Source organism: Pseudomonas sp. SWRI99, from assembly GCF_014270125.1.
Lineage (GTDB): Bacteria > Pseudomonadota > Gammaproteobacteria > Pseudomonadales > Pseudomonadaceae > Aquipseudomonas > Aquipseudomonas hamedanensis.
Window position 1 is genome coordinate 59,335 of sequence record NZ_JABWQR010000022.1, and the last position, 24,021, is coordinate 83,355.

Consider the following 24,021-nt stretch of genomic DNA (forward strand, 5'->3'; position numbering starts at 1 on the left):
CATGACGACTACCTTCGCCGCCGCGTTGAACGAGCGCTATCGCAGCGCGATGCTCGCACTCTATCTGCACGAAGCCGTGCCCAATGATCCCTACCTGGTCGCCCAAGGACTGGCCACGCAAATCAAGACACCCAACGACCTGTATGAGTATTGGTTGCTGGATGTGCTGGTCAGCCAGAATGTACCGACCAGCCCGGTGGCCTGTGCCATCGCCAGCTTGCAGCAACTGGTCAACAGCATGATGCTGAACATGGAGCCCGGTTACAGCGATGACAGCCTGACGCCCCAGCAAATAAAAACCTGGCAGAACGGCCTGAATCGATACCCGATCTGGGCCGCCATCCAGCAGTTGCACTATTTCCCGGACATCTATCTGAATCCGACCCTGCGGCTGAACAAGACCGACAATTTCAAGCAATTGGAAAGCGACCTCAATCAGGCGCAGATTCAACCTGAAACGGTGCAGGCGGCGGTGTTGGCTTACCTTGCGCGCTTCGAGGAAGTGGCCAACCTGAAGATTTGCAACGGCTACATCGATGGCGAAGATTTCGCTAACAGTACCTATTACTTCATTGCAAAATCGCCGGCAGAAAACGCTTGGTACTGGCGTTCGCTGGACATGAGCCAGCGCCCGGTAAAGACGCCCACGCGGAAAATTTCCGGCATTCCAGATAAATACGATAAACCCCTGCCCAATGCGTGGACGGATTGGCAAAAAGCCAATGCACCGATTTCGGAGAAAGCGCTGGAACACACGGTCCGGCCGTGCTGGTTCAACAATCGCCTGTTTGTAATCTGGGCCGAGGTTGAACTGCAGGACGCGGATGCAACGGCAGACGAAATGCGCGCCGACCCGTCCGTCAAAGTGAACCCACGGTTCCGGTTGTACGCCAGCTACAAGAAATACGATGACAGCTGGAGCACGCCACGGGTTTACATTGAACGTTATTGCCAGACACCTGAATTGGTCAAAAAAACCCTGGAAGAAATTGAGAAGGACACTCAGACCATTGCAGTGTATGACCATTCGACGACGCCGGAATCGATGTTCCTGGCACTTTATAGCGGTTACACGGCAGACGAAAATGAACCAACCGGCGGTGGCGATCAATACGATTTTCTGAGAACCGTACGGATCGATAAAAACTTTTATGTCGCTTCGCTATACCCGGCGGATGGCGTCGCACTCAAAGCCTCCTCTGGTGGCGCCAAGGCGCTCGCGCTCGTAGATCAAGAAAATACCAGGCCGCATGTGCTGCAGATTGGTCACATTTTTGCCAGTGACACCAGAAATGCCCAGCGACTTCAATTCTGGCTTCCTAACAGTGAGTTTCAGTTCGGCGATGTCGAGCACAAAACTCCTGTCGATGAGCCAGAGGTTTGGAATTTCAGCGAGTGGCAAAACCGGATCAAGCGAAGCAACAAAGACGATGGGCTGATTTATGATAAAAGCACCTCCAGCGTTAAGTTAACGGTAAAGCTTGAAACAGAATTTACCGAGGATCGAACTCTCGATATTTCTATATACGACAGAAACAATCCAGAGCTCGAGCTCTTCAAATTAAAACTGGTGACCAACGACACCATCTTCCATGACAAGCGTTACACACTGCTGAAGGGTTCAACAATTACACCTGGAACTGACTGGCTTGACCTGCAGAATGCGAGACACAGTTTCACTGACAATGTAGGGGGGAAAAACCTGATTATCGATGGCTCAGGCGGGGATACCTTCTCGTTGCCAGCCACAAAAAAAGGCGAAACCGCTTCATTGGAAGGAAAACGCCTCTTTAAAGCCATGCTGGAATTGATGATGGATGGGAATTCCGACTACTCTATCAGCGAATGCAGAACATATGCCGATGGAACGCGTAAGTTGCTCCTTCACAGAACTCTAAATGTCAAACAAGAAGGGCCTTACCGTTACACGATGTTCGTTGCCCACCCATTGGCTGTCGCCTCCGACACACCGCCAAAAACATTTGCCGGCATGCGCACGCTGACTGAGTCCAACCTCGTCACTCGACTCGCAAGGGATGCCGAACTGACTTACAGATTCTCGATCGACCAGGTTACTTACCGTCCTGATGGCTGGCCCGTTGACTGGCCAGAAGAAACGATGGGTCTCAGAATTCCGCTTATTTATGGCGTCCTGATTTATGAATTACACAGTCTTTTTGGCTGGACGCTCAAAGGCGGTGCCCTTAAGACGTTGTCGCTCGGTTGGAGCGAGATCAATGACGAGGATGTGCAGATTGCCCCCAGCATTGGCAGTTTGGCTGATCCTACTCAAGGGGACAGCCCGTCTCTTGGCAGAGCCCAGTTCCTCGACTTTACCAAGTCGCGCATTGAACTGAGCGATGGCGCAACATCCGACGAGTCCCTGCGGGTCCCCATCCGCATGAACACCGTTTTCGCCAGGCAATTGATCAATCGTGCCGAAGTCGGCATGGAAACATTGATGAGTTGGGAAACACAACAGATGAAGGAGCCGCCTTTGTCTCGTGAGCTCGGCGCGCAGCCTATGGATTTTTCCGGCGCGTGCTCGACGCAGTTCTGCGAACTGTTCCTGCACACCTTTTGGTTGGTGGCGCATCGCCTGAACCAGGAACAACAGTACGACGAGGCTAGACGCTGCCTGTCGTTTCTCTTTGACCCTTCCCGCCAGAGCGGTGACGCCGGTCACCCCGGCTACTGGCAATCAGTGCCACTGGAAGAGCCGGTATGGCCAACCCCGCCAGACCCCAGCCAGGCTGTTTTGTACCCGGACGACCCGTTTCAGATCGCCTTGAGTTTTCCGGTGCACTTTCGAAAGGCGCTGTACCGACTCTATATTGATATCGAGCTCAATCAGGCTGACCAGGCCTTTCGGGAACTGACCCCGGACGGCCTGGCCGAAGCGAAATTGCGCTATGTACGTGTCCTGGATTTGCTGGGGCAGCGGCCGGATGTGCAACAGGTCGACCATTGGCGACCTGTACGGCTCGACGAGTTGAGCACTGCGAAGAATGAGCAGTTGCGTGAATTCGAACTACAACTGAACAGCGCGCATCAACAAGGGCGAGCACAGCCCCCCTTGCGCATCGGCAAGGCTCCGGCCGCGGAGGCCGCGCCGTTACTTTGCCTGCGGCCTTATAACGAGGACTCGTCGCTGGCCGGCGTCGACAACCCCTATCTGCGTCGCCCCTTCAACCGCGAACTGATCCAGAGCTGGGAACGCGCCGAGAGTCGACTGTACAACCTGCGCCACAACCTCGACATGGCAGGCAATCCATTGAACCTGCGCCTGTTTGCCGCGCCGCTGGACCCGCGCGCGCTGCTCGCCGCCTGGGGCCAGGGTTTGTCGGGCGCCGCCCTGAGCCGTCTGTTGAATCCGCAGATTCCCCATTACCGCTTCACCTTCATGTTCGCCCTGGCGCAGAACGCGGTGGACAGTGTGATCCAGTTCGGCGCGACGTTGCTGTCCTTGATCGAACGCAAGGAATCGGCGCAGTACCTTGAGCTGCAACAGCAACAGGCGTGGAATCTGGCGAAGATCGCGGTGGAGATACAGACTCAAGCGATAAAAGTTGATGAAAAGAACAAGGAGGCGTTGGTGGCCAGTCAGGCGATCATCGCGGCGAGACTCAACTATTACGAGAACCTGTTAAACGACGGTGTAAGCATCCTGGAAATAGCCGCAGCGGATTATCACTATCAGGCTGGTGCAGCCCAAGTCGTGTCCTATGAGATTCAGGCAAGCGGGGAACTGAGCAAAGTCGTACCAAACATAATCGGCTTTGCCATCGGTGGCGCGCGCCTGGAAGGCGTGCCCAATAAAGCCGCGACCATTCTATTGGGAGTTTCTGCAGGCCTTTCCTCCGCTGGTCAGCTCATCGATCGCCTCGAACAATACCGCCGCCGCGCCCAGGAGTGGACCCAGGCCCGCGACCAGGCAAAACTCGAAGAGAAACAAGTCGAGGCGCAACTCGCGGTCTACGAAGAACAGCACAAGGCCACCCAACTGCAACTGCGCCAGGCGCGAACCGCACTGGAGCAGGCCAGGGCGACCCACGATTTTCTGCTGGGCAGTAACCGTTTCAGCCGCTCGCAGACCTACGACTGGCTCAACAGCAAATTCTCCGGGTTCTATAGCAGCGCCTACACCACGGCCCAGTCCCTATGTCAGGCGGCCGAAGCTTGCTGGCAATACGAAATGGGCGATTTCGCCCGGAGCTTCATCCGCCCAGGTGCGTGGAACGCGACCTACCGTGGCCTCGGTGCGGGCGAAGAGTTGAAAATGAGCCTGCAGCAAATGCACGCCGATTACCTGAAGAACAACAGGCGCGAACTGGAAATCCGCAAAACCGTCTCGCTCAAACACCTCAAGGCGATGGATGAGGCCGTCAACAAGACCTGGGCAGATATCAAACAAGACCTGATTACCACCGGCACTTGTGAATTCGAACTGACGCAAAAAATGTTCGACGATGACTACAAGGATCAGAATCACTACCTGCGCCGGATCAAGACCATCAGCATCACTTTGCCGGTCAGCATCGGACCGTACAAAGACATCTGCGCCGTACTGACGCAGAGCTACAGCAAGGTCGAGATGGCCGCCACCATCGGCACCGTCAAGGAAAACCTGCGCGCCAGCCAACAGATCGCCCTGTCCCACGGTATCGACGATAACGGCATGTTCCAGCTCAACTTCCAGGATGAACGCTATCTGCCGTTCGAATACACCGGAGCGGTGTCGCGCTGGAGCCTGACCTTCCCCAACCTCGTGGCCCAGGCAGCGCTGCTCAAATCCCTCACCGACATCATCGTGCACGTCAGCTACACGGCCAGACGCGAGGGGGGATCGCTATGAACGAACAACAGCCACAGCAACAGTCGACGCTGCAGATCAACACCCCCACGCTGCCAAAAATGGGCGGCGCCATCCAAAGTATCGGCAAGGGTTGGGGCGCCGTCGGCACCAGTGGTGCCGCCTCGCTGGAATTGCCGCTGCCGATTTCGCCCGGGCGCGGCTTCGCCCCGGCGCTGGGTTTGAGTTACCAAAGCAATGTGGGCAACAGCGCATTCGGCATCGGCTGGACGAACACAGTCAATGCCATCACCTTGCGCACCACCGGCGGAGTACCCGGATACGACGGCACGGACCTGGCGCAAGGCCCTGGCGGTGATCTGTGGATGCCCGAACGCAATGAAAGCGACGGCTCGTTGATTGCCCGCACCGCCAATGCCTACAACGGTGAGCCGCTGGCAGAAACCTGCACGGTGGTGCGTCACTGGCCTCGGGTCGAGGGTGAGTTCGCCCTGATCGAGCATTGGTCCACCGCCACCGACACGGCGGGATTCTGGCTGATTCACAGGGCCGACGGCACCCTGCATGTGTACGGCCGCACCGAAAGCTCGCGCCGTGCCGACCCGAATGATTCACAACGCGTCGGCGTCTGGTTGATCGATGAAAGCCTTAACACCCGCGGCGAACACATAGTCTACGAATACCAGGCCGAAACCGATTTGCCCGCAGAGCCGCAATGGCGCGACTACCGTGCCCAGCGCTTCCTCAAACACGTGTACTACGGCAATGCCGTGGCCCATCCGCATCTGTATGCCTGGAAGACAGATAGCTGGAAGGACCAGCAATGGCATTTTCACCTGATATTCGATTATGGCGAGCGCTGCACTGATCTGGAAGAATTACCGACCTTCAAGGAACCGCAGCCCTGGCTTGAACGCAGTGATCCGTTCTGGAATTACGCCTACGGCTTCGAACTGGGCACCCGGCGCCTTTGCCGGCAGGTATTGATGTTTCATCATTTCCCCGAAGAACTGGGCCCGGAACCGGCCCTGGTCCAGCGTCTGCTGTTTGAGCATCGGGCCGATCCGTTGGGCTATAACCACCTGACCGCGGCGCACGTGCAGGCCTACGACAGCCTGGGCCAGATTGAAAGCCGGCCACCGACGGAGTTCAGCTACAACGCCTTTGACCTCGCCCCGCAACCCCAAGGCTGGGCGCAGTTTCCGGACATGCCCGGGCTCAACGACGGCCAGCATTATCAACTGGTCGACCTGTACGGCGAGGGTATGCCGGGGGTGCTGTGTCGTTACGATCAGGCCTGGTATTACCGCGAACCGCTGCGCTGCGAATCCGGCGGCGATAATGTCTGCTATAGCGAATGGAAACGTCTGGAGCAGATTCCGCTGGCCGATAGCAGCAAATCCGTTCACCAGTCGCTCACCGACCTGACCGGTGATGGCAAGCTCGACTGGGTGCTGGCAATGCCCGGAATGAACGGTTTCTTTACCCTTGATCCGCAGCGCAACTGGGCCGGTTTTGTGCCCTTCGAGGCATTTCCCGGCGAGTTCCTCCACCCCATGGCGCAAATGGCCGATCTGATGGGTGACGGCTTGAGCGACCTCGCACTGATTGGCACCCGTAGCGTACGGTTGTATGCCAACCTGCGTGAGCAAGGTTTTGCTGACGGCATCGACGTGCCCCATTTGGCGAAGACCGCCGAGGGCGACGACGACGAACTGCCGTCGCTGAGCAGAACAGCGCTCGAACTGATCGCTTTCGCAGATGTGCTCGGTAGTGGCCAGCAGCATCTGGTGCGGATCCGCCACAACGAAGTCAAATGCTGGCCCAACCTGGGCCGTGGGCGTTTTGGCAAAGGCTTTGTCTTGTGCGCCCTGCCGTTTGCCGAAAGCGAGTTCAATGCCGCCCAGGTGCTGCTGGCCGACCTCGACGGCTCGGGAGCGGTCGACCTGATTTACCTGGAAACCAATCGCCTGCGGGTGTTCATGAATCGTTGCGGCGAGGGTTACGAGCAAACGTCCAGCGACCTGTCATGGCCGGAAAACGTGCAATACGACCGGCTCTGCCAGGTCAGCACCGCGGACCCGCAAGGTCTGGGTTGCTCCAGCATTATCCTGACCGTGCCGCACATGGCACCACGGCACTGGCGCTACGACTTCGTCAAAGCCAAACCCTATCTGATCAACCGTTCCTGCAACAACATGGGCGCCAGCAGCAGCGTCACCTATCGCAGTTCGGCCCAGGAATGGCTGGATGAAAAACAGGAACAACACGCCGCCGGGGTCGAAAACCCGATTTCCCAATTGCCGTTTGCCATGCACCTGGTCAGCCGGCAAACGCAGCTCGACGACATCACCGGTAACCGGCTGACACAAGGTTTCAGCTATCGCGGTGGCTATTACGATCGCTTCGAACGCGAGTTCCGCGGCTTTCGGCTATTGATGCAGACCGACACTGAAGCCTCGGCGGCGGAACGGGCGACAGCCGGGTTCAGCGCACCGATCCTGAGCAAGACCTGGTTCCACACCGGTGCCGCCATTGATCCTGCAAGAACTGGCTATTATGATCGCGACACACTGGCGCAGCCCTTGCAGCCCACGCTGTTGCAGAACTACCACTTTAATGATCGGGCGGCGCAGCCCCTCAATAACCCTGACGAAGACACCGCCCGAGAAGTCGCCCGGGCGTTGAGTGGCAGAGTGCTGCGCTCGGAAACCTTCGCGGCTGACGATGACCCGGCCACCGCGGTGCCCTATACCGTTCAGGAAAACCGCGCTCTGGTGCGGATATTGCGCCCCAAAGGTGAACACCAGCCCTACGCAGTGTTGCAAGCGCTAGACCTGGAATCCCTCAGTTACCAGTACGAACCGACCATTGCCGACGACCCGTTGTGCCAGCACCAGATCAACCTGGAGTGGGACGAATACGGCACCTGCGTTCATGGTTTCAGCGTGCACTACGCCCGCCGCAAAACCGTTGACGATCCGCCACCCTTCACTGACGAGCATCAACAAACCTGGTGGAAAGATGCCCATGACTCCGCGCAGCAAAAGTGGTACCTGACACAAGCCCGCGCAAAGCTCATTCACCTGGCGGATCCAGAGGCATGGCGCCTGGGCCTGCCTTACCAAGCCCGCAACAATGCCCTGGTTCTGGAAAAGGCCGCACTGGCCCCCACGAAGCTCAACTACGACTATTTTCTTGCCCAGAGCAAAGACGACGGCGAGTGGGCCAGGCAGTCGCAGTTGGCGGGGTTGTCGATGCAGTACTACATCGACCCGGAAAACTGGCAGACGCTGGCACCCGGCAAAGCGACTATCGAGGGGCTGACGGCTCATATGGCAACAGCGGAGCTGGACGCCAGAGCCCTCAGTGCGTACGACGTACTCAAGGACGAAGACGGCAACATGCAATTCAACCTGAAAGAGAAACTCGAATCGCCCGAGGTGGGTTATCACATCATGGAGCTGTTTTTACCCGAGGTGGCCAGCCAAGCGCCGGCAGATCCGGGCGAGGCGAAAAGCTATTTATGGGCGGTCCATCGGGGCTTTCCCGTCTATCAGGGGCTGGACCGTTTTTATAACGTCTGCAAATACCGGGAAACCCGCAGTCACGGCCAGACCGAGATCACTTGGGACGATTACGACTGCCTGACCGTCGCCGTGACGCTGCCGGACAAGTGCACCACGCGCAGCCTCAATATCGATTACCGGACGTTCCTGCCGGCGATGATCGAGGACGCCAATCGCAATATCCAGGAGGCGCGGTACAACGCCTTCGGCGAACCATTGGTGACCAGTTTCCGCGGCACTGAATCGGGACAGCCCGTAGGTTTTCACGAGCTGGAGAGCTACATCCCACCGCTGGATCGCGATCCTGCCATTGCCATTGCCGATCCCAAGCTGGCCATCGGCAACTTCGCCAGCGCCGGTTTCGCCAACCTGTTCAACTGGATGGGACGTCTGTCACGCACCGCGCCACCCTCCCCGACATGGCTTGCCTGGGCCAGGGGGGAAGGTTTTGTCTTGCCCAGTGGGCATTTCTGCGACAGGGCTTGGCAGCATGTTGCCGGTGTGGTGAATCCCGATGCCAACGAGGTGATCCTGAAGCAGCAGATGGACGCGGCAATGCGTCAGCCGGTGTATGCGGCCATGCTGCTCGCCGACAGCTACCCCAAAGACCCCGAAGCCCCCATAAACCCCGAAGACCCCGACATGCAGGTGCGGCTCAGCATCACCTGCCTGGACGGCTTCGGCCGCACGCTGCAAACCCTGCAGGAAGTCGAACCTGGCAAATCGTGGCAGCTCGACGAACAGTGTGAACTGATTCTCAACGAAGATGGCACACCCTTGGAGGCCGAAGCCCCCAGGCGCTGGCGCTGTAGCGAACCGGTGGAATATAACAACAAGGGCAAAACCGTCCGCATCTACCGCCCAAGTTTCATCAATAAACCGTGCTACATGAAAGTTGAGTCGATGCGTCGACACCTCTTCCACGACCAACAGTTCTACGACGCCGCAGGCCGTCCGACCGAAACCGTGCTGGCCAAACAAATGCTGCAAGGCGATCCGCCAGTGTTAAAACCGTTGCGCCGAGAGACCTGGTACTGGATCTGGTGCAACGTGGCGTTCGACGAAAACGATTTGTTCGAACCCCCTCCCGAACAGGGCCGACGCAATTGGTGGTCCTGAATGCACATCCACGCGCATACGCCGCACCTGTTCGCCACTGACAGCCGCGGTTTACCGGTGCGCCAGGTTGCCTACTGGCGCGAGGATGCCCGTGCTCCCGAAACACGCAACACCACGCAGCAGCACGATGCCGCCGCGCGGTTGGTGGCGCAGCGCGATCCGCGGTTAATGAGCGACCCGTCGGCGCCCGCCAACCTCACCACGAGTCACTCGCTGACAGGCCAGGTGCTGAGTACCGTCAGTGTCGATGCCGGGTGGCGCGTCATGCTGCCGGGCGAAGCAAATCAGACCCTGCACAGTTGGGATGGGCGGGGCAGCCAGCGCGTCCTCGAATATGACGAGCAGATACGCGTGGTGGCGATATCCGAACAAGCTCTGGGTGGTGAGCCTTTATGCGTGGAGCGCTACGAATATCGTGGCGACGATCCGGCCTTCGCCGCGCGCAACCAGTGTGGGCAATTGATTCGCCACGATGATCCGGCGGGCACGCAGTTGTTCGAACAGTTCGGATTGACCGGTGGGGTTTTGCAGCAGACTCGGCATTTTCTGCGCACACTGGAAGCACCCGACTGGCCCGAGTCGCTGACCGAGCGCGACGGGTTGCTCGAGCCTGGTGAAGGGGCGATCAGCCGAACGGTGCTCAACCCACTCGGCGAAACGATCAGACAGACCGACGCCAAGGGCAACCAGCAGTTCTTCGGCCTGACCCGCGACGGCCAATTGCGCGAAGTTCGCTTGCAACTCAGCCATCAGGCGCAGGCGAAAACCCTGGTCAGCGCCATCCAGTACAACGCGGATGGCCGGACAGCTCAGGAAACGGCCGGCAACGGCGTGATTACCACACTGCAATACGCACGCGAAGACGGCCGTTTGATTCGCCTTCAAGCCAGCCGCGGCAACGACACCCTGCAAGACCTACGCTACGGCTATAACCCGGTGGGCAGCGTAGTGCGCATCGAAGACGCCGCTTTGCCAATTCGCTACTTCGCCAACCAGCGGATCGAATCGGTCAGCTACTTTGATTATGACAGCCTTGATCAACTCAATAAGGCAACGGGCTGGGAGGCTGGCCAAACCTCGACGTTCTCACCGTTTGCCGCCCCCGCTGCGTGCGCCAACTACACCCAGACCTACCGCTATGACTGCGGCGGCAACCTGCTCGAACTGACCCACCAAGGCCCACAAAACCATGGCCATCGCCTGATCGCTGCCGCGCACAGCAACCGCTGTTTGCCAGTGCGCGATGGCGTGGAACCGGGCGAGGAAGACTTTCGCAACGGCTTCGATGCCAACGGCAACTTGCTCAGCCTGCAACCCGGGCAATGGCTGAGTTGGGATGTACGTAACCAATTGCGCGAAGTCCGAACGGTTGTGCGTGCAGTTGATGCGGATGATGGCGAGCAATGCATTTACGGCGCTGATGGCATGCGCGTGCGCAAAGTGCGGCAGACGCAGACCAATGTCCGAACCTTGACCGCTGAAGTTCGTTACCTGCCGAACCTGGAAATCCGCACCCACAGCGGCACGGGTGAACGGTTGCAGGTCATCAGCGTTCAGGCCGGACGCAACAGTGTGCGGGTTTTGCATTGGGAGTCTGAACCGCCGAAAGAGATAGAGAACGATCAACAGCGCTACAGCCTCAACGACCACTTGGGGTCCTGCGCTCTGGAACTCGACGCTGAGGGCCAGGTGATCAGCCATGAGCGCTATCACCCCTTTGGCACCACCGCGTGGTTTGCCGGGCGAGGGGAAATCGAGGCGAGTTACAAAACGCTGCGCTATTCGGGCAAGGAGCGGGATGCGACGGGGCTTTATTACTATGGGTTCAGGTATTACGCGGCGCAGTGGCAGCGATGGTTGAATCCGGATCCGTCTGGTATTCGCGATGGTCTGAACGTCTATGATTTCTGTGGCAATAACCCAACCAGCAGAATGGATCCCGATGGACTAATGATGCAGGACGTCGATGAGATCGGACCGTTTGAGCAGTTTTTGTCTCATGAGCAAAGTTTGAGGGCAGACTTTGGCTTGCCATCGTTCAGCTTCAGGCTTTCTGATGGAGGCGATGACGAGATGTCCATGAACGATGAACCGTCGCCGGGTGCACTCTCGCATCAAGGGTCAGCCGGTTATTCCAATCCGGGTACTCCGCAAAGCCAGGGGAGTCCGGGTAGTCCGGGTAGTCCGGGTAGTCCGGGTAGTCCAGGTACGCCTTCCACCCTGACAGCGGAACAAGGCCTCTCCCTCAAAATATTGACGAAAGACTCCCCTGAACTGCGTCACTCCTGGAACAGCAGAAACCTCCTCGAGAGAGATAACTTTGGCGGCAAGGTTTATCGCGCCGATTTACGCCCGCCGGATCAGGTGATTCGATATGGATTCAATCCTTCCAGCGATTTCAGAGCCATAAAAAAAATGATCGGTGGGAGTGCTTTGATAGTCGCTGAGACACTTGAGGGCGCGGTGTTTTATGCAGCCCGCAGCGGTCACGAGTATGAGTTTTATGAAATCGATGCCACGGACGTCAGAGGCGCATCCCTGGTGGAAAACCTGGTCCTGAATCATGGAAACCTGGTGAAACATCTCGATGGTTACGCGGACGTAAGTCCTACAAGTTTGACCGGAGAGGCCAATGAAATGCGCGAGGCACACCTTTATCATGACGATCTTTTTCAGGATGGGCGCCCCTCGATTGTTGCGCTGGGACCGCTACGGGATAGAGTACTTGCTGCCCGACTAAGGCAAGTTACGCCATCGCAATAGGGAGCGAGCCTGCACGCGAAAGCGGCAGATTAAGCACCAAAGAAAACGGCACCTTTTGGTGCCGTTCATATTTCATAAATCAACCGTCACTTACGCGCATCCGCCCACGATTTCAGCAGTTCGCTGTAACTCACGGTTTCACCTTTCGGCTTCTCGTTCGCCAGTTTCGGTTTCGGTGCGCCCGGCTGATCGAACCAATACTGAGCATCGCGCTCCGGGTTCATCTTCGGAGCACAAACTGCCTGAGCCTTGGAGCGTTCGAGGCGTTCCATGATGCGGTCCTGATCCTTGGCCAGGCCATCAAGCGCCTGTTGCGGAGTCTTCTCGCCGCTGGCCGCTTCGGCGATGTGGCTCCACCACAACTGGGCCAGACGCGGATAGTCCGGCACGTTGGTCCCCGTCGGGGTCCATTGCACGCGGGCCGGGCTGCGGTAGAACTCGACCAGGCCGCCGAGCTTCGGTGCCAGATCGGTCATCGCCTGGGAGTTGATGTCCGACTCACGGATCGGCGTCAGACCGACGATGGTTTTCTTCAGCGAGACGGTTTTCGACGTGACGAACTGCGCGTACAGCCACGCCGCCAGTTTCTGTTTCTCAGGCGTGGACTTCATGAACGTCCATGACCCTACGTCCTGATAACCGAGCTTCATGCCCTCTTCCCAGTACGGCCCGCGCGGCGAAGGCGCCATGCGCCATTTCGGCGTGCCGTCGGAATTGACCACCGGCAAGCCCGGTTTGGTCATGTCGGCGGTGAACGCGGTGTACCAGAAGATCTGCTGAGCGATGTTGCCTTGCGACGGCACCGGGCCAGACTCGGAGAAGGTCATGCCGGCCGCTTCCGGTGGCGCGTACTTCTTCAACCAGTCGACGTATTTGGTGGTCGCGAACACTGCCGCCGGGCCGTTGGTGTCGCCGCCGCGGGTCACGCTGGAGCCGACCGGGTGGCAGTCTTCGACGCGAATGCCCCACTCGTCCACCGGCAAACCGTTGGGAATGCCCTTATCGCCGCCGCCAGCCATGGAGAACCAGGCATCGGTGAAGCGCCAGCCCAGCGACGGGTCTTTCTTGCCGTAATCCATGTGCCCGTAAACGCGTTTGCCGTCGATTTCCTTGACGTCTTCGCTGAAGAATTTGGCGATGTCTTCATAGGCCGACCAGTTCACCGGTACGCCCAGCTCGTAACCGTACTTTTCCTTGAACTTGGCTTTCAGATCGGCGCGCTCAAACCAGTCGGCACGGAACCAGTACAGGTTGGCGAATTGCTGGTCGGGCAATTGATAGATTTTGCCGTCCGGCGCGGTGGTGAAGGAGATACCGATGAAGTCCTTGAGGTCGAGAGTCGGCGAGGTGAAGTTCTTGCCCTCGTTGGCCATCAGGTCGGTGATCGATTCGGTCTTGCCGTAGCGAAAGTGCGTACCGATCAGGTCGGAGTCATTGACCCAGCCGTCATAGATGTTCTTGTCCGACTGCATCACTGTCTGCATTTTCTCGACCACGTCGCCTTCCTGCAGCAAGTCGTGGGTGAGCTTGATTCCGGTGATTTCGCTGAAGGCCTTGGCCAGCACTTTGGACTCGTATTCGTGGGTGGTCAGGGTCTCGGAAACGACCTTGATGTCCATGCCGCGAAACGGCTCGGCGGCCTTGATGAACCACTTCAATTCTTCGAGCTGCTGTTCGGCCGTCAGGGTCGAGGGCTTGAACTCGTTGCCGATCCACTTTTTCGCAGCATCTTCATAGGCGTCGGCCCAGGCAGATGCGCTCAAACCGCTGAGTGCCAGCATGGCTGCCAATGAAATGCTATGTCGCAGCTTATTGTTTTTATCGAACATAGAGACCTCCTGTTTAAGTTGTGGAGCCGCGTTGCCGAACGATTCGACTAGCCCCAACGCATCACAGCCAACAGCCACACCAGGGACAACGCGGACGCCACCCAGATGCTCCAGTCGGTGACGCCGATTACCAGCAGATGCAGGTAGGCGCTGCCGAGAAGACCGATAAACAAGCGATCGCCACGGGTGGTGGCAATCGGCAAAAACCCGCGCCGCAGAATGCTCGGCGAGCGCAATTCCCAGGTGGTCATACCCACCAGAATCAGACCGATGCCGATGAAGAACGCCGCGGTCGGTGTCGTCCAGCTCATCCATTCCATCATCAGCTCCTCAGACTCGACCGAGGGCAAAGCCCTTGGCCACGTGGTTGCGTACAAACCAGATCACCAGCATGCCCGGCAGGATGGTCAACACCCCCGCCGCTGCCAGCACGCCCCAATCGATCCCCGATGCCGACACCGTTCGCGTCATTACCGCCGCAATCGGCTTGGCGTTGACCGAGGTCAGCGTGCGCGCCAACAGCAGTTCGACCCAAGAAAACATGAAGCAGAAAAACGCCGTGACACCGATGCCGGAGCCAATCAACGGGATGAAAATCTTCACGAAGAACTTGGGAAAACTGTAGCCGTCGATGTAAGCCGTTTCGTCAATCTCCTTAGGCACGCCGGACATGAACCCTTCAAGAATCCACACCGCCAGCGGTACGTTGAACAGGCAGTGCGCCAAGGCCACGGCGATGTGCGTGTCAAACAGACCGATTGACGAATACAACTGGAAGAACGGCAGCAAAAACACCGCCGGCGGCGCCATGCGATTGGTCAACAGCCAGAAGAACAGGTGCTTGTCGCCGAGGAAACGATAGCGTGAAAACGCGTAAGCCGCCGGTAACGCCACGCTCAGGGAAATCACCGTGTTCAAGCTGACGTAATACAGCGAGTTCAGATAGCCGGTGTACCAGCTCGGATCAGTGAAGATCACTTTGTAGTTCGCCAGCGTGAAAGCCTGCGGAAACAGCGTCAGGCCGCCGAGGATTTCGGTGTTGCTTTTGAACGACATGTTCAGCAGCCAGTAGATCGGCACCAGCAGGAACAGGATGTAGATCAGCAACGGAATCAGCTTTCTCTTGCTCATGGCCGGGCCTCAGCGGTTGGCGTCGGAGTGCGTCATGGCGGTATAGAACAGCCAGGACACCAACAGAATGATCAGGAAGTACACCAGCGAAAACGCCGCTGCCGGACCGAGGTCGAATTGCCCTACGGCCATCTGCGTCAACGTCTGACTCAAGAAGGTCGTGGCATTACCCGGCCCGCCGCCGGTGAGCACGAACGGCTCGGTGTAGATCATGAAGCTGTCCATGAAGCGCAGCATCACGGCGATCAGCAGCACGCTCTTCAGCTTGGGCAGTTGAATGTGGCGGAACACCGCCCAGGCCGAGGCCCGATCAATCCGTGCAGCCTGGTAATACACGTCGGGAATGGCCCGCAAACCGGAGAAACACAGCAGCGCGACCAGCGAAGTCCAGTGCCAGACGTCCATCACCAACACGGTCACCCAGGCGTCCATGGTATTGGCCGCGTAGTTGTAGCTGATGCCCATCGCGTTGAGGCTGGAGCCGAGCAGGCCGATGTCGGCGCGGCCGAAGATTTGCCAGATGGTGCCGACCACGTTCCACGGGATCAGCAGCGGAATCGCCAGAATGATCAGCACCACTGAGGACCAGCGGCCCTTGGTCGGCATGGTCAGCGCGACGGCGATGCCCAGCGGGATTTCGATCAGCAGCACGCAGGCCGAATAGATGAACTGGCGCAGCAGCGAATCGTGCAAACGCGGGTCAAGCAGTACCTGCTTGTACCAGTCGGCACCGACGAAGTAGCGGCTGGACTGGTCGAAGATGTCCTGCACCGAATAATTGACCACGGTCATCATCGGGATCACCGCGCTGAACGCCACCAGCAGAAATACCGGCAACACCAGCCACCAGGCCTTGTTGTTCTGCACCTTGTTCATGGCTGCGCCTCCTCGTCGCTGACTTCCAGCAAAAATTCATCGGCATAGACCATCAGCCACTGCGCCGGGAAACTGATGTACGCCGTGCCCTGCGGCACCGGTTTGTCTTCTGCCAGACGTACCTTCAACGGCGCACCATCGAGGTTGAGAGTCATGATCTTGTAGGTGCCGAGGTCTTCGACGTGTACGACTTTTGCCTGCATCGCATCGTCAAACGGCTCGTCCCAGACATGAATAAACTCGGGACGGATGCCGACCTTCAGATTTTTCCACTGACCGTGCTCGATATGACGCTGCATGGCGTCGGACAGGGGCAGGTGGGTCGAGGCGAAACCGACGCCGCCGGGTTGCGCCTGCACCTCAATCAGATTCATCCCCGGGCTGCCGATGAAATAGCCGACAAAGGTGTGGCTCGGCCGCTCGAACAATTCCCGTGGCGTACCGAACTGAACGATCTGACCGCCGTACATCACCGCAATCTTGTCGGCAAAGGTCGAGGCTTCCAGCTGATCGTGGGTGACGTAGACCATGGTGATGTTGAACTGCTCGTGGATCTGCTTGAGCTTGCGCCGCAGCTTCCACTTCAGATGCGGGTCGATCACCGTCAGCGGCTCGTCGAAGAGGATTGCCGAAACATCGTCGCGCACCAGACCACGACCCATCGAGACTTTCTGTTTTTCATCGGCGGTGAGGTTGCGCGCCTTTTTGCTCAACAGATTCTGCAGGTCGAGCACTTCGGCAATTTCCTGCACCTTGCTGTGCACTTTCGCCTCGGCCATGCCCTGATTTCGCAGGGGAAAGGCGAGGTTATCGAACACGGTCATGGTGTCGTAGACCACCGGAAACTGGAAAACCTGAGCGATGTTGCGCTTCTCCGGGGTCAGGTCGTTGACCGCTTTGCCATCGAACAGCACGTGGCCCTGTGAAGGGCTGAGCAGGCCGGAAATGATGTTGAGCAAGGTCGACTTGCCGCATCCGGACGGACCGAGCAAGGCATACGCCCCGCCCTGCTCCCAGATGTGGTCCATTTCGCGGATCGCATAATCTTCCGCGCCGCTCGGGGTTTTGCTGTAACTGTGGGCGAGGTGCTGCAATCGGATTTCGGCCATCAGGCAACCCTCGCGACACGCCGGCCAGGTGCTTGCACCAGACGGCCCTGCGCATCGAAAACGAACAGTTTATGGGTCGGGATATAAATGCGGATCGGCGCATCGACGTCGTATTCGTGAACCCCAGGCAGGTGCAACACCAGCAAGAAATGCTCGTTGCGCACGTGCAGGAAGGTTTCCGAACCGCTGATCTCGGCGACTTCAACGGTCACGGCCAACTCAAGATCGTCGTCGTTGCTCGGCACCAGCGAGATATGGCTGGGGCGTACGCCGAAACGGAACTCGCCCTCGCCCACCGGGCGCAAGTCAACGTTCAACGGGAAGTGTACGAAGTTGGCAAAGCTGACTTCGTTGCCGGCGATGCGCCCGGGCATCAGGTTGATCGGCGGCTCGGAGAACAATTCAGCCGCCAGCACCGATTGCGGCTGGTGATACACCTCGGTCGACGGCCCACTCTGGATCACCCGGCCTTCGTGCAGGATGGTCGTGGTGCCGCCGAGGGCCAGCGCTTCGTTGGGCTCGGTGGTGGCGTAGATGGCGATGGTGTGGCGCGCCTTGAACAGCTCGCGCATCTCCTGGCGCAGCTCTTCGCGCAGCTTGTAGTCAAGGTTGACCAGAGGCTCATCGAAGAGGATCAGTTCGGCGTCCTTGACCAGCGCGCGGGCCATGGCCGTGCGCTGCTGCTGACCGCCGGAGAGTTCCAGCGGATAGCGCTGCAAGAACTTCTCGATGCGCAGCATGCGTGCGGTTTCCTGCACCTTGCTGTGGATGATCTCTTTGGCGATACCGGCCTGGCGCAGCGGCGAGGCGATGTTCTCGAACACCGTCATGGTCGGATAATTGATGAACTGCTGATAGACCATCGACACATTGCGCAGCCGCACCGGGCGCTGGGTGACATCGACGCCGTTCATCAGCACGCGACCGCTGTCGGGCTTGTCCAGACCGGCCATCAGGCGCATCAGACTGGTTTTGCCGGACAGGGTGCGCCCGAGCAAGACGTTGAAGGATCCGGGTTCGAATTTCAGGCACGCATCGTCGATCCAGATCTGGCCCTCGACGGTACGGCTGACGTGCTCCAGGGTGAGTGACATGGCTCGGCCTTTTTTATTTTTTGGAGTCAAGCGACCGAAGCAACAGAGCGACATTCGTGCCAGAAATGGCAAGTGGTTGATTTGGCATGAAAATCGCCGATCAGGCAGTGAATGAGCGTTCACAGCTGAACACTTTTGAACAGTGGGGTGATTGACAATGAACAATAGTGAACAACACTCTATAAGCGCTTTTTGCCCGGATTGTCTGAGCGCCGCAGATACAATGTGGGAGCGAGCTTGCTCGCGAATACGGTGTGTCATTCAACCCATTTGGTGACTGATACGCCCCATTCGCGAGCAAGCTCGCTCCCACAGGTGGTCTGCGTGGCTCTCAGGATTCGGGTTCATAACAATAATAAAATCGCTGCACTCAGAGGCTCGCCCCCATGGCCGCACCTGCTTCGCCGCTGTCCCACGACGCGATCGTCCAGACTTCCTGGCAACGTTGCCGCGCGTTCGGTCTCGACCATCAGAGCACACCGGCCTTCGATCAATTGCCTGCGGCCGGCATTGCGCGCCTGCTCGACAGTCATCATTCGCTGGTGCAGACCACCCACCAAGAGGTCCTGCCCTATTACGAAAACATCCTCAGCAACTCCAATTGCCTGATCATGCTCGCCGACAATCAGGGTCAGGTGCTGACTTCGTGGGGCACCCAGCGGTTTATCGAGCCGAACCTGGCGCGGGGCTTTCAGGCCGGGGCGAGCTGGATGGAACGCAGCAGCGGCACCAATGCGATCGGCACTGCGCTGGCCTGCGAACAGGCAGTGCACATCGAACACGACGAGCATTTTCTCAAGGCCAACCGCTTCATGACCGGCTCCGCCGCGCCGATTTTCGATGCCGAGCGCAAGGTCATCGCCGTGCTGGATGTGTCCAGCGACAGCTACCTGCCGCCCTCGCACACCCTCGGCATGGTCAAAATGATGAGCCAGACCGTGGAGAACCGGTTGATCCTCAACCTGTTTCATGGCCAGCATTTTCAACTGACCTTCAACACCGGTTTGAACAACCTCGACAGCCAATGGGCCGGGTTGTTGATTTTCGATGAGAGCGGTCAGGTGCTGTCGGCCAATCGCCGCGCCGACAACTTGCTCGGTGTGCGCCTGTCACGGGTCAGCGTCGAAAGTCTGTTCAAGGTCTCGCTGCTGGAGCTGATCAATCAGCCCGAAGGCTTGCCGTTTGCCTTGCAGACTTCCGGGCGCAACCGTTTTCAATGCTTGTTGAAACGACCGAAACAGGCGCCGGTTCAGGCGCGGGTGTTTGCCGCCGAAGACAAGCCTGCGTCAGCCAGTGCGATCAGCCTCAATACGCTGCATTTCGGCGACAGTCGCGTGGAAAAAGCCGTGCGCCAGGCCGAACGCTTGCTGGAAAAAGACATTCCGTTGTTGATTCACGGCGAAACCGGCGTCGGCAAGGAAGTCTTCGTCAAAGCCCTGCATCAGGCCAGCTCGCGAAGCAAACAGGCATTCATAGCGGTGAACTGCGCAGCGATCCCCGCCGAACTGGTCGAATCTGAATTGTTTGGCTACGAGAAAGGCGCGTTTACCGGCGCCAACCAGAAAGGCAGCATCGGCCTGATCCGCAAGGCCGACAAAGGCACGCTGTTCCTCGATGAGATCGGCGATATGCCGCTGCCAACCCAGGCGCGCCTGTTGCGAGTGTTGCAGGAACGTTGCGTGCAACCGGTGGGCAGCAGCGAATTGTTCCCGGTGGATCTGCGAATTATCTCGGCGACCAATCGCTCGTTGCGCGAGCAAGTGCAGTTGGGCCGCTTCCGTGAAGATCTGTATTACCGCATCGGCGGCCTGACCCTGGAACTGCCGCCGCTGCGTGAGCGCAGTGATAAACAGGCGTTGTTCAAGCGACTGTGGGAGCAGCATCGCGAGCCGACGCAATGGGCGGGGCTGAGCCCAGAGGTACTGGAATTGTTTGAAAAGCATCCGTGGCCGGGGAATTTGCGTCAGGTCAGCAGTGTGATGCAGGTGGCGTTGGCCATGGCCGAAGAACAACCGGTGCGGCCGGAGCATTTGCCGGATGATTTTTTTGTCGATCTGGAGATGGAGCCGGTGGAGACGGCGCCGCCGCTGGGGCTGGATTTGAATGATGTTGACGCGTTGAATCGGGAGTTGAAGGCGGCTGGGGGGAATATTTCGCATCTGGCGCGGCGGTTGGGGGTGAGTCGCAATACCCTCTATAAACGGTTGCGGCAGGCTGAATGATAAGGTGACCTCAAGGGCCTCTTCGCGAGCAGGCTCGCTCCCACAGGGGATTTGTGTCGTTTATTGATCGTTCGATCGTTCCCATGCGCAGCAAAGGAATGCAGCCCGGGACGCTCCGCGTCCCTACAGAGCCGAACGCGGAGCGTCCGTTGAGGCATTCCCACGCAGAGCGTGGGAACGATCATGGTTAGGGGCTTTTCGCCTTTATATCAGTCCGCCAGACGCCAGGTCGTACCACCCTTGCCATCTTCCAGCACCACACCCATCGCCGTGAGCTGATCACGAATCCGGTCCGACTCGGCCCAATCCTTACCCGCCCGAGCCGCCAGACGCGCGGCAATCAACGCATCCACTTCTGCCGCATCGACACGCCCTTCGGCGCCCGCCTGCAGGAAGTCATCGGCCTCGAGCTGCAACACGCCCAACACACTCGCCAGTTCTTTCAAGCGCGCCGCCAGACCGGCCGCTGCATCAAGATCGCTCTCACGCAGACGGTTGATCTCGCGCACCATCTCGAACAGCACGGCGCACGCTTCGGGGGTGCCGAAGTCGTCGTTCATCACCGTGGTGAAACGCTCGACGAACGCTTCGCCGCCCGCCGGTGCAACGCTCGGCAGACCTTTCAGCGCGTGGTAGAAACGCTCCAGTGCGCCCTTGGCGTCCTTGAGGTTGTCTTCCGAGTAGTTGATCGCGCTGCGGTAGTGGCTCGACACCAGCAGGTAGCGCACGACTTCCGGGTGGTACTTGTCGAGCACGTCGCGGATGGTGAAGAAGTTGTTCAACGACTTGGACATCTTCTCGCCATTGATGCGAATCATCCCGCAATGCATCCACGCGTTGGCGTACGTCTTGCCGGTAGCCGCTTCGCTCTGGGCGATTTCGTTTTCGTGGTGCGGGAACTCCAGGTCGCTGCCGCCGCCATGAATGTCGAAGGTCTCGCCGAGGCAGCAGGTCGACATGACCGAGCACTCGATGTGCCAGCCCGGACGCCCGGCGCCCCATGGCGATTCCCAGCTCGGCTCGCCCGGCTTGGCGGCTTTCCAGAGCACGAAATCGAGCGGGTCTTCTTTCGACTCGTCGACTTCGATGCGTGCGCCAATGCGCAGGTCTTCGATCTTCTTGCGCGACAGCTTGCCGTAGCCCATGAATTTGGCGACGCGGTAGTACACGTCGCCATTGCCCGGTGCGTAAGCGTAGCCCTTGTCGATCAGGGTCTGGATCATCGCGTGCATGCCAGCGATATGATCGGTGGCGCGCGGTTCCATGTCCGGCTTTTTGATATTCAGGCGCGCTTCGTCTTCGTGCATCGCGGCGATCATGCGCTCGGTCAGCGCTTCGAACGATTCACCGTTGTCGCGGGCACGATTGATGATCTTGTCGTCGATGTCGGTGATGTTGCGCACGTAGGTCAGGTCATAACCGCTGAAGCGCAACCAGCGCGTCACCAGGTCGAACGCGACCATGCTGCGGCCGTGGCCGAGGTGGCAGTAGTCGTACACGGTCATCCCGCAGACGTACATGCGCACCTTGTTGCCATCCAGCGGCTTGAAGACTTCTTTGCTCTTGGTGAGCGTGTTGTAGATCGTTAGCACGTTAGTTCCTTGACTCACTCACTGGCCCCACGAATCACGCAGGGTCACAGTACGGTTGAATACCGGCTGACCGGGTTTCGAGTCCTTCAAATCAGCGACGAAGTAACCTTCGCGCTCGAACTGGAAACGGTCTTCAGGCTGGGCGTTGCCGAGCGATGGCTCAGCGCGACAACCGGTCAGCACTTGCAGCGAGTCAGGGTTGATGTTGTCGAGGAAACTGGCGCTGTCTTCGGCCTTTTCCGGGTTCGGCGAACGGAACAGGCGATCGTACAGACGCACTTCGCACTCGACGCTGGCGGCGGCCGGCACCCAGTGGATCACGCCTTTGACCTTGCGGCCTTCCGGGTTCTTGCCGAGGGTGTCCGGGTCGTATGAGCAACGCAGTTCGACGATGTTGCCGTCGGCGTCCTTGATCGCCTCGTCGGCACGGATCACGTAGCTGCCGCGCAGACGCACTTCACCGGCCGGTTCCAGGCGTTTGTAGCCCTTCGGCGGCTCTTCCATGAAATCTTCACGGTCGATGTAGATTTCCCGGGCGAACGGCAACGCGCGCACGCCCATGTCTTCTTTCGGGTGGCGTGGCAGTTCGAGGTTTTCGACCTGGCCTTCCGGATAATTGGTGATGACCACTTTCAGCGGACGCAGCACGCACATCGCGCGCGGTGCGCTGTGGTCGAGGTCGTCACGGATGCTGAATTCGAGCATGCCGAAGTCAACCACGCCGTCGGAACGGTTGGTGCCGATCATTTCGCAGAAGTTGCGGATCGATTTTGGTGTGTAGCCACGGCGGCGGAAGCCCGACAGCGTGGACATGCGCGGATCGTCCCAGCCATTGACGTGCTTTTCGTCAACCAGTTGCTTGAGCTTGCGCTTGCTGGTGATCGTGTAGTTGAGGTTCAGACGGCTGAATTCGTACTGGCGCGGGTGCGCTGGCACTGGCAGTGCGTCGAGGAACCACTCGTACAGCGGACGATGGCTTTCGAACTCCAGGGTGCAGATCGAGTGGGTGATGCCTTCGATGGCGTCCGACTGACCGTGAGTGAAGTCGTAGTTCGGGTAGATGCACCACTTGTCACCGGTCTGGTGGTGATGGGCGTGGCGAATGCGGTACATGATCGGGTCGCGCAGGTTCATGTTCGGCGAAGCCATGTCGATCTTCGCGCGAAGTACGCGAGCGCCGTCCGGGAATTCGCCGGCCTTCATGCGCGCGAACAGGTCGAGGTTTTCCTCAACCGAACGGTCACGGAACGGGCTGTTCTTGCCCGGCTCGGTCAGGCTGCCACGGTATTCCTTGGCCTGCTCGGGGGTCAGGTCATCGACGTAGGCCTTGCCGGTCTTGATCAACTCGACCGCCCAGTCGTGCAACTGGTCGAAATACTGCGAGGCGTAGCGCACTTCGCCTGCCCATTCGAAGCCCAGCCACTGCACGTCGCTTTTGATCGCGTCGATGTATTCCTGATCTTCCTTGGCCGGGTTGGTGTCGTCGAAACGCAGGTGCGTGACGCCACCGAACTCCTGGGCCAGGCCGAAGTTCACGCAGATCGACTTGGCGTGGCCGATGTGCAGGTAGCCGTTGGGCTCCGGCGGGAAGCGGGTCACGATCTGGGTGTGCTTGCCCGAGTCCAGGTCTGCCTGGATGATCGGCCGCAGGAAGTTGACCGGCACGGCAGGGCCGGACTTGGCATTCGAGGTAGGGTCGACAGTGGGCTTGCTCATAGGATCCTTGACTTACATGTGCGCGGCCGCAAAGAGGGGCCAGACAAAACAAAGCCGCTATCATAGCCGATGCTGTCAAGGGCCTGACAGAGCAGGTCCTATAAAGGCATGCATTTAATCACCGCGAAATGAAAAACCGCCTCGAAATTCGCGCCTGTCACGCTAAACTGCGCACCTTGGCCGAAGCA

12 protein-coding genes are annotated in these 24,021 nt (G+C 58.7%); 4 read left to right on the forward strand and 8 right to left on the reverse strand.

Translation table 11 applies throughout. The features are described 5' to 3' along the window. Position 1: 1 nt before the first annotated feature. Genes HU743_RS18490 through HU743_RS18500 form a run of 3 tightly spaced genes read left to right on the forward strand, consistent with a single transcriptional unit; the run spans position 2 to position 12,264 of the window. Positions 2 to 4,855 carry a neuraminidase-like domain-containing protein gene (locus HU743_RS18490; RefSeq protein WP_186650361.1) on the forward strand — a complete coding sequence of 1,618 codons (4,854 nt, stop codon included), beginning with the start codon at positions 2 to 4 and terminating at the stop codon, positions 4,853 to 4,855. Next, a complete protein-coding gene (locus tag HU743_RS18495) occupies positions 4,852 to 9,501 on the forward strand; it encodes a SpvB/TcaC N-terminal domain-containing protein (protein ID WP_186650363.1) in 4,650 nt (1,549 codons plus the stop codon). The genes HU743_RS18490 and HU743_RS18495 overlap by 4 nt, the downstream gene beginning before the upstream one ends. Continuing rightward, a complete protein-coding gene (locus tag HU743_RS18500; protein WP_186650365.1) occupies positions 9,502 to 12,264 on the forward strand; it encodes an RHS repeat-associated core domain-containing protein in 2,763 nt (920 codons plus the stop codon). It begins immediately after the preceding gene. 86 nt (positions 12,265 to 12,350) lie between these two features. Here the strand turns inward: HU743_RS18500 and HU743_RS18505 are convergent, their stop codons facing one another. The 6 genes from HU743_RS18505 to HU743_RS18530 are packed head-to-tail and all read right to left on the reverse strand — an operon-like array spanning position 12,351 to position 18,303. Then, positions 12,351 to 14,093 (reverse strand): ABC transporter substrate-binding protein, encoded by a 1,743-nt coding sequence (locus HU743_RS18505; protein ID WP_186650367.1) that lies wholly within the window; start codon positions 14,091 to 14,093, stop codon positions 12,351 to 12,353. A 47-nt stretch (positions 14,094 to 14,140) separates the two neighbouring features. Continuing rightward, positions 14,141 to 14,413: a DUF2160 domain-containing protein gene (locus HU743_RS18510; RefSeq protein WP_038861868.1), complete on the reverse strand. Its 273-nt coding sequence runs from the start codon at positions 14,411 to 14,413 to the stop codon at positions 14,141 to 14,143. Positions 14,414 to 14,423: 10 nt separating this feature from the next. Next, positions 14,424 to 15,224, reverse strand: a complete 801-nt coding sequence (locus HU743_RS18515) for a carbohydrate ABC transporter permease (protein WP_186650369.1) — start codon at positions 15,222 to 15,224, stop codon at positions 14,424 to 14,426. Positions 15,225 to 15,233: 9 nt separating this feature from the next. Continuing rightward, the gene (locus HU743_RS18520; RefSeq protein ID WP_007912484.1) at positions 15,234 to 16,100 is read right to left on the reverse strand and encodes a sugar ABC transporter permease; all 867 of its coding nucleotides are present in this window, start codon (positions 16,098 to 16,100) and stop codon (positions 15,234 to 15,236) included. Then, entirely contained in the window at positions 16,097 to 17,209 is a 1,113-nt protein-coding gene (locus HU743_RS18525) for an ABC transporter ATP-binding protein (RefSeq protein WP_186549943.1), read from the reverse strand. Before HU743_RS18525 ends, HU743_RS18520 begins: the two co-directional genes overlap by 4 nt. Further along, on the reverse strand, positions 17,209 to 18,303 hold the full coding sequence (locus HU743_RS18530; RefSeq protein ID WP_186650371.1) for an ABC transporter ATP-binding protein: 1,095 nt from the start codon (positions 18,301 to 18,303) through the stop codon (positions 17,209 to 17,211). The genes HU743_RS18525 and HU743_RS18530 overlap by 1 nt, the downstream gene beginning before the upstream one ends. A 386-nt stretch (positions 18,304 to 18,689) precedes the next feature. Here HU743_RS18530 and HU743_RS18535 point away from each other — a divergent pair, with 386 nt between their 5' ends. Further along, positions 18,690 to 20,525: a sigma-54-dependent Fis family transcriptional regulator gene (locus tag HU743_RS18535; protein ID WP_186650373.1), complete on the forward strand. Its 1,836-nt coding sequence runs from the start codon at positions 18,690 to 18,692 to the stop codon at positions 20,523 to 20,525. Positions 20,526 to 20,734: 209 nt separating this feature from the next. On the opposite strand, the gene cysS is transcribed toward HU743_RS18535, so the two are convergent. Both cysS and HU743_RS18545 read right to left on the reverse strand, forming a co-directional pair. Continuing rightward, a complete protein-coding gene (gene cysS, locus HU743_RS18540; protein ID WP_186650376.1) occupies positions 20,735 to 22,117 on the reverse strand; it encodes a cysteine--tRNA ligase in 1,383 nt (460 codons plus the stop codon). 18 nt (positions 22,118 to 22,135) lie between these two features. Next, complete coding sequence (locus tag HU743_RS18545) at positions 22,136 to 23,833, reverse strand: glutamine--tRNA ligase/YqeY domain fusion protein (protein ID WP_186650377.1); 1,698 nt, start codon at positions 23,831 to 23,833, stop codon at positions 22,136 to 22,138. Between the last annotated feature and the right edge of the window lie 188 nt (positions 23,834 to 24,021).

Coding starts and splice junctions, on each gene's coding strand:
- HU743_RS18500 (WP_186650365.1), top strand. CDS start 9,502: ATGCACATCCACGCGCATACGCCGCACCTGTTCGCCACTGACAGCCGC.
- HU743_RS18495 (WP_186650363.1), top strand. CDS start 4,852: ATGAACGAACAACAGCCACAGCAACAGTCGACGCTGCAGATCAACACC.
- HU743_RS18520 (WP_007912484.1), bottom strand. CDS start 16,100: ATGAACAAGGTGCAGAACAACAAGGCCTGGTGGCTGGTGTTGCCGGTA.
- HU743_RS18545 (WP_186650377.1), bottom strand. CDS start 23,833: ATGAGCAAGCCCACTGTCGACCCTACCTCGAATGCCAAGTCCGGCCCT.
- HU743_RS18505 (WP_186650367.1), bottom strand. CDS start 14,093: ATGTTCGATAAAAACAATAAGCTGCGACATAGCATTTCATTGGCAGCC.
- HU743_RS18530 (WP_186650371.1), bottom strand. CDS start 18,303: ATGTCACTCACCCTGGAGCACGTCAGCCGTACCGTCGAGGGCCAGATC.
- HU743_RS18535 (WP_186650373.1), top strand. CDS start 18,690: ATGGCCGCACCTGCTTCGCCGCTGTCCCACGACGCGATCGTCCAGACT.
- HU743_RS18525 (WP_186549943.1), bottom strand. CDS start 17,209: ATGGCCGAAATCCGATTGCAGCACCTCGCCCACAGTTACAGCAAAACC.
- HU743_RS18515 (WP_186650369.1), bottom strand. CDS start 15,224: ATGAGCAAGAGAAAGCTGATTCCGTTGCTGATCTACATCCTGTTCCTG.
- HU743_RS18510 (WP_038861868.1), bottom strand. CDS start 14,413: ATGGAATGGATGAGCTGGACGACACCGACCGCGGCGTTCTTCATCGGC.
- HU743_RS18490 (WP_186650361.1), top strand. CDS start 2: ATGACGACTACCTTCGCCGCCGCGTTGAACGAGCGCTATCGCAGCGCG.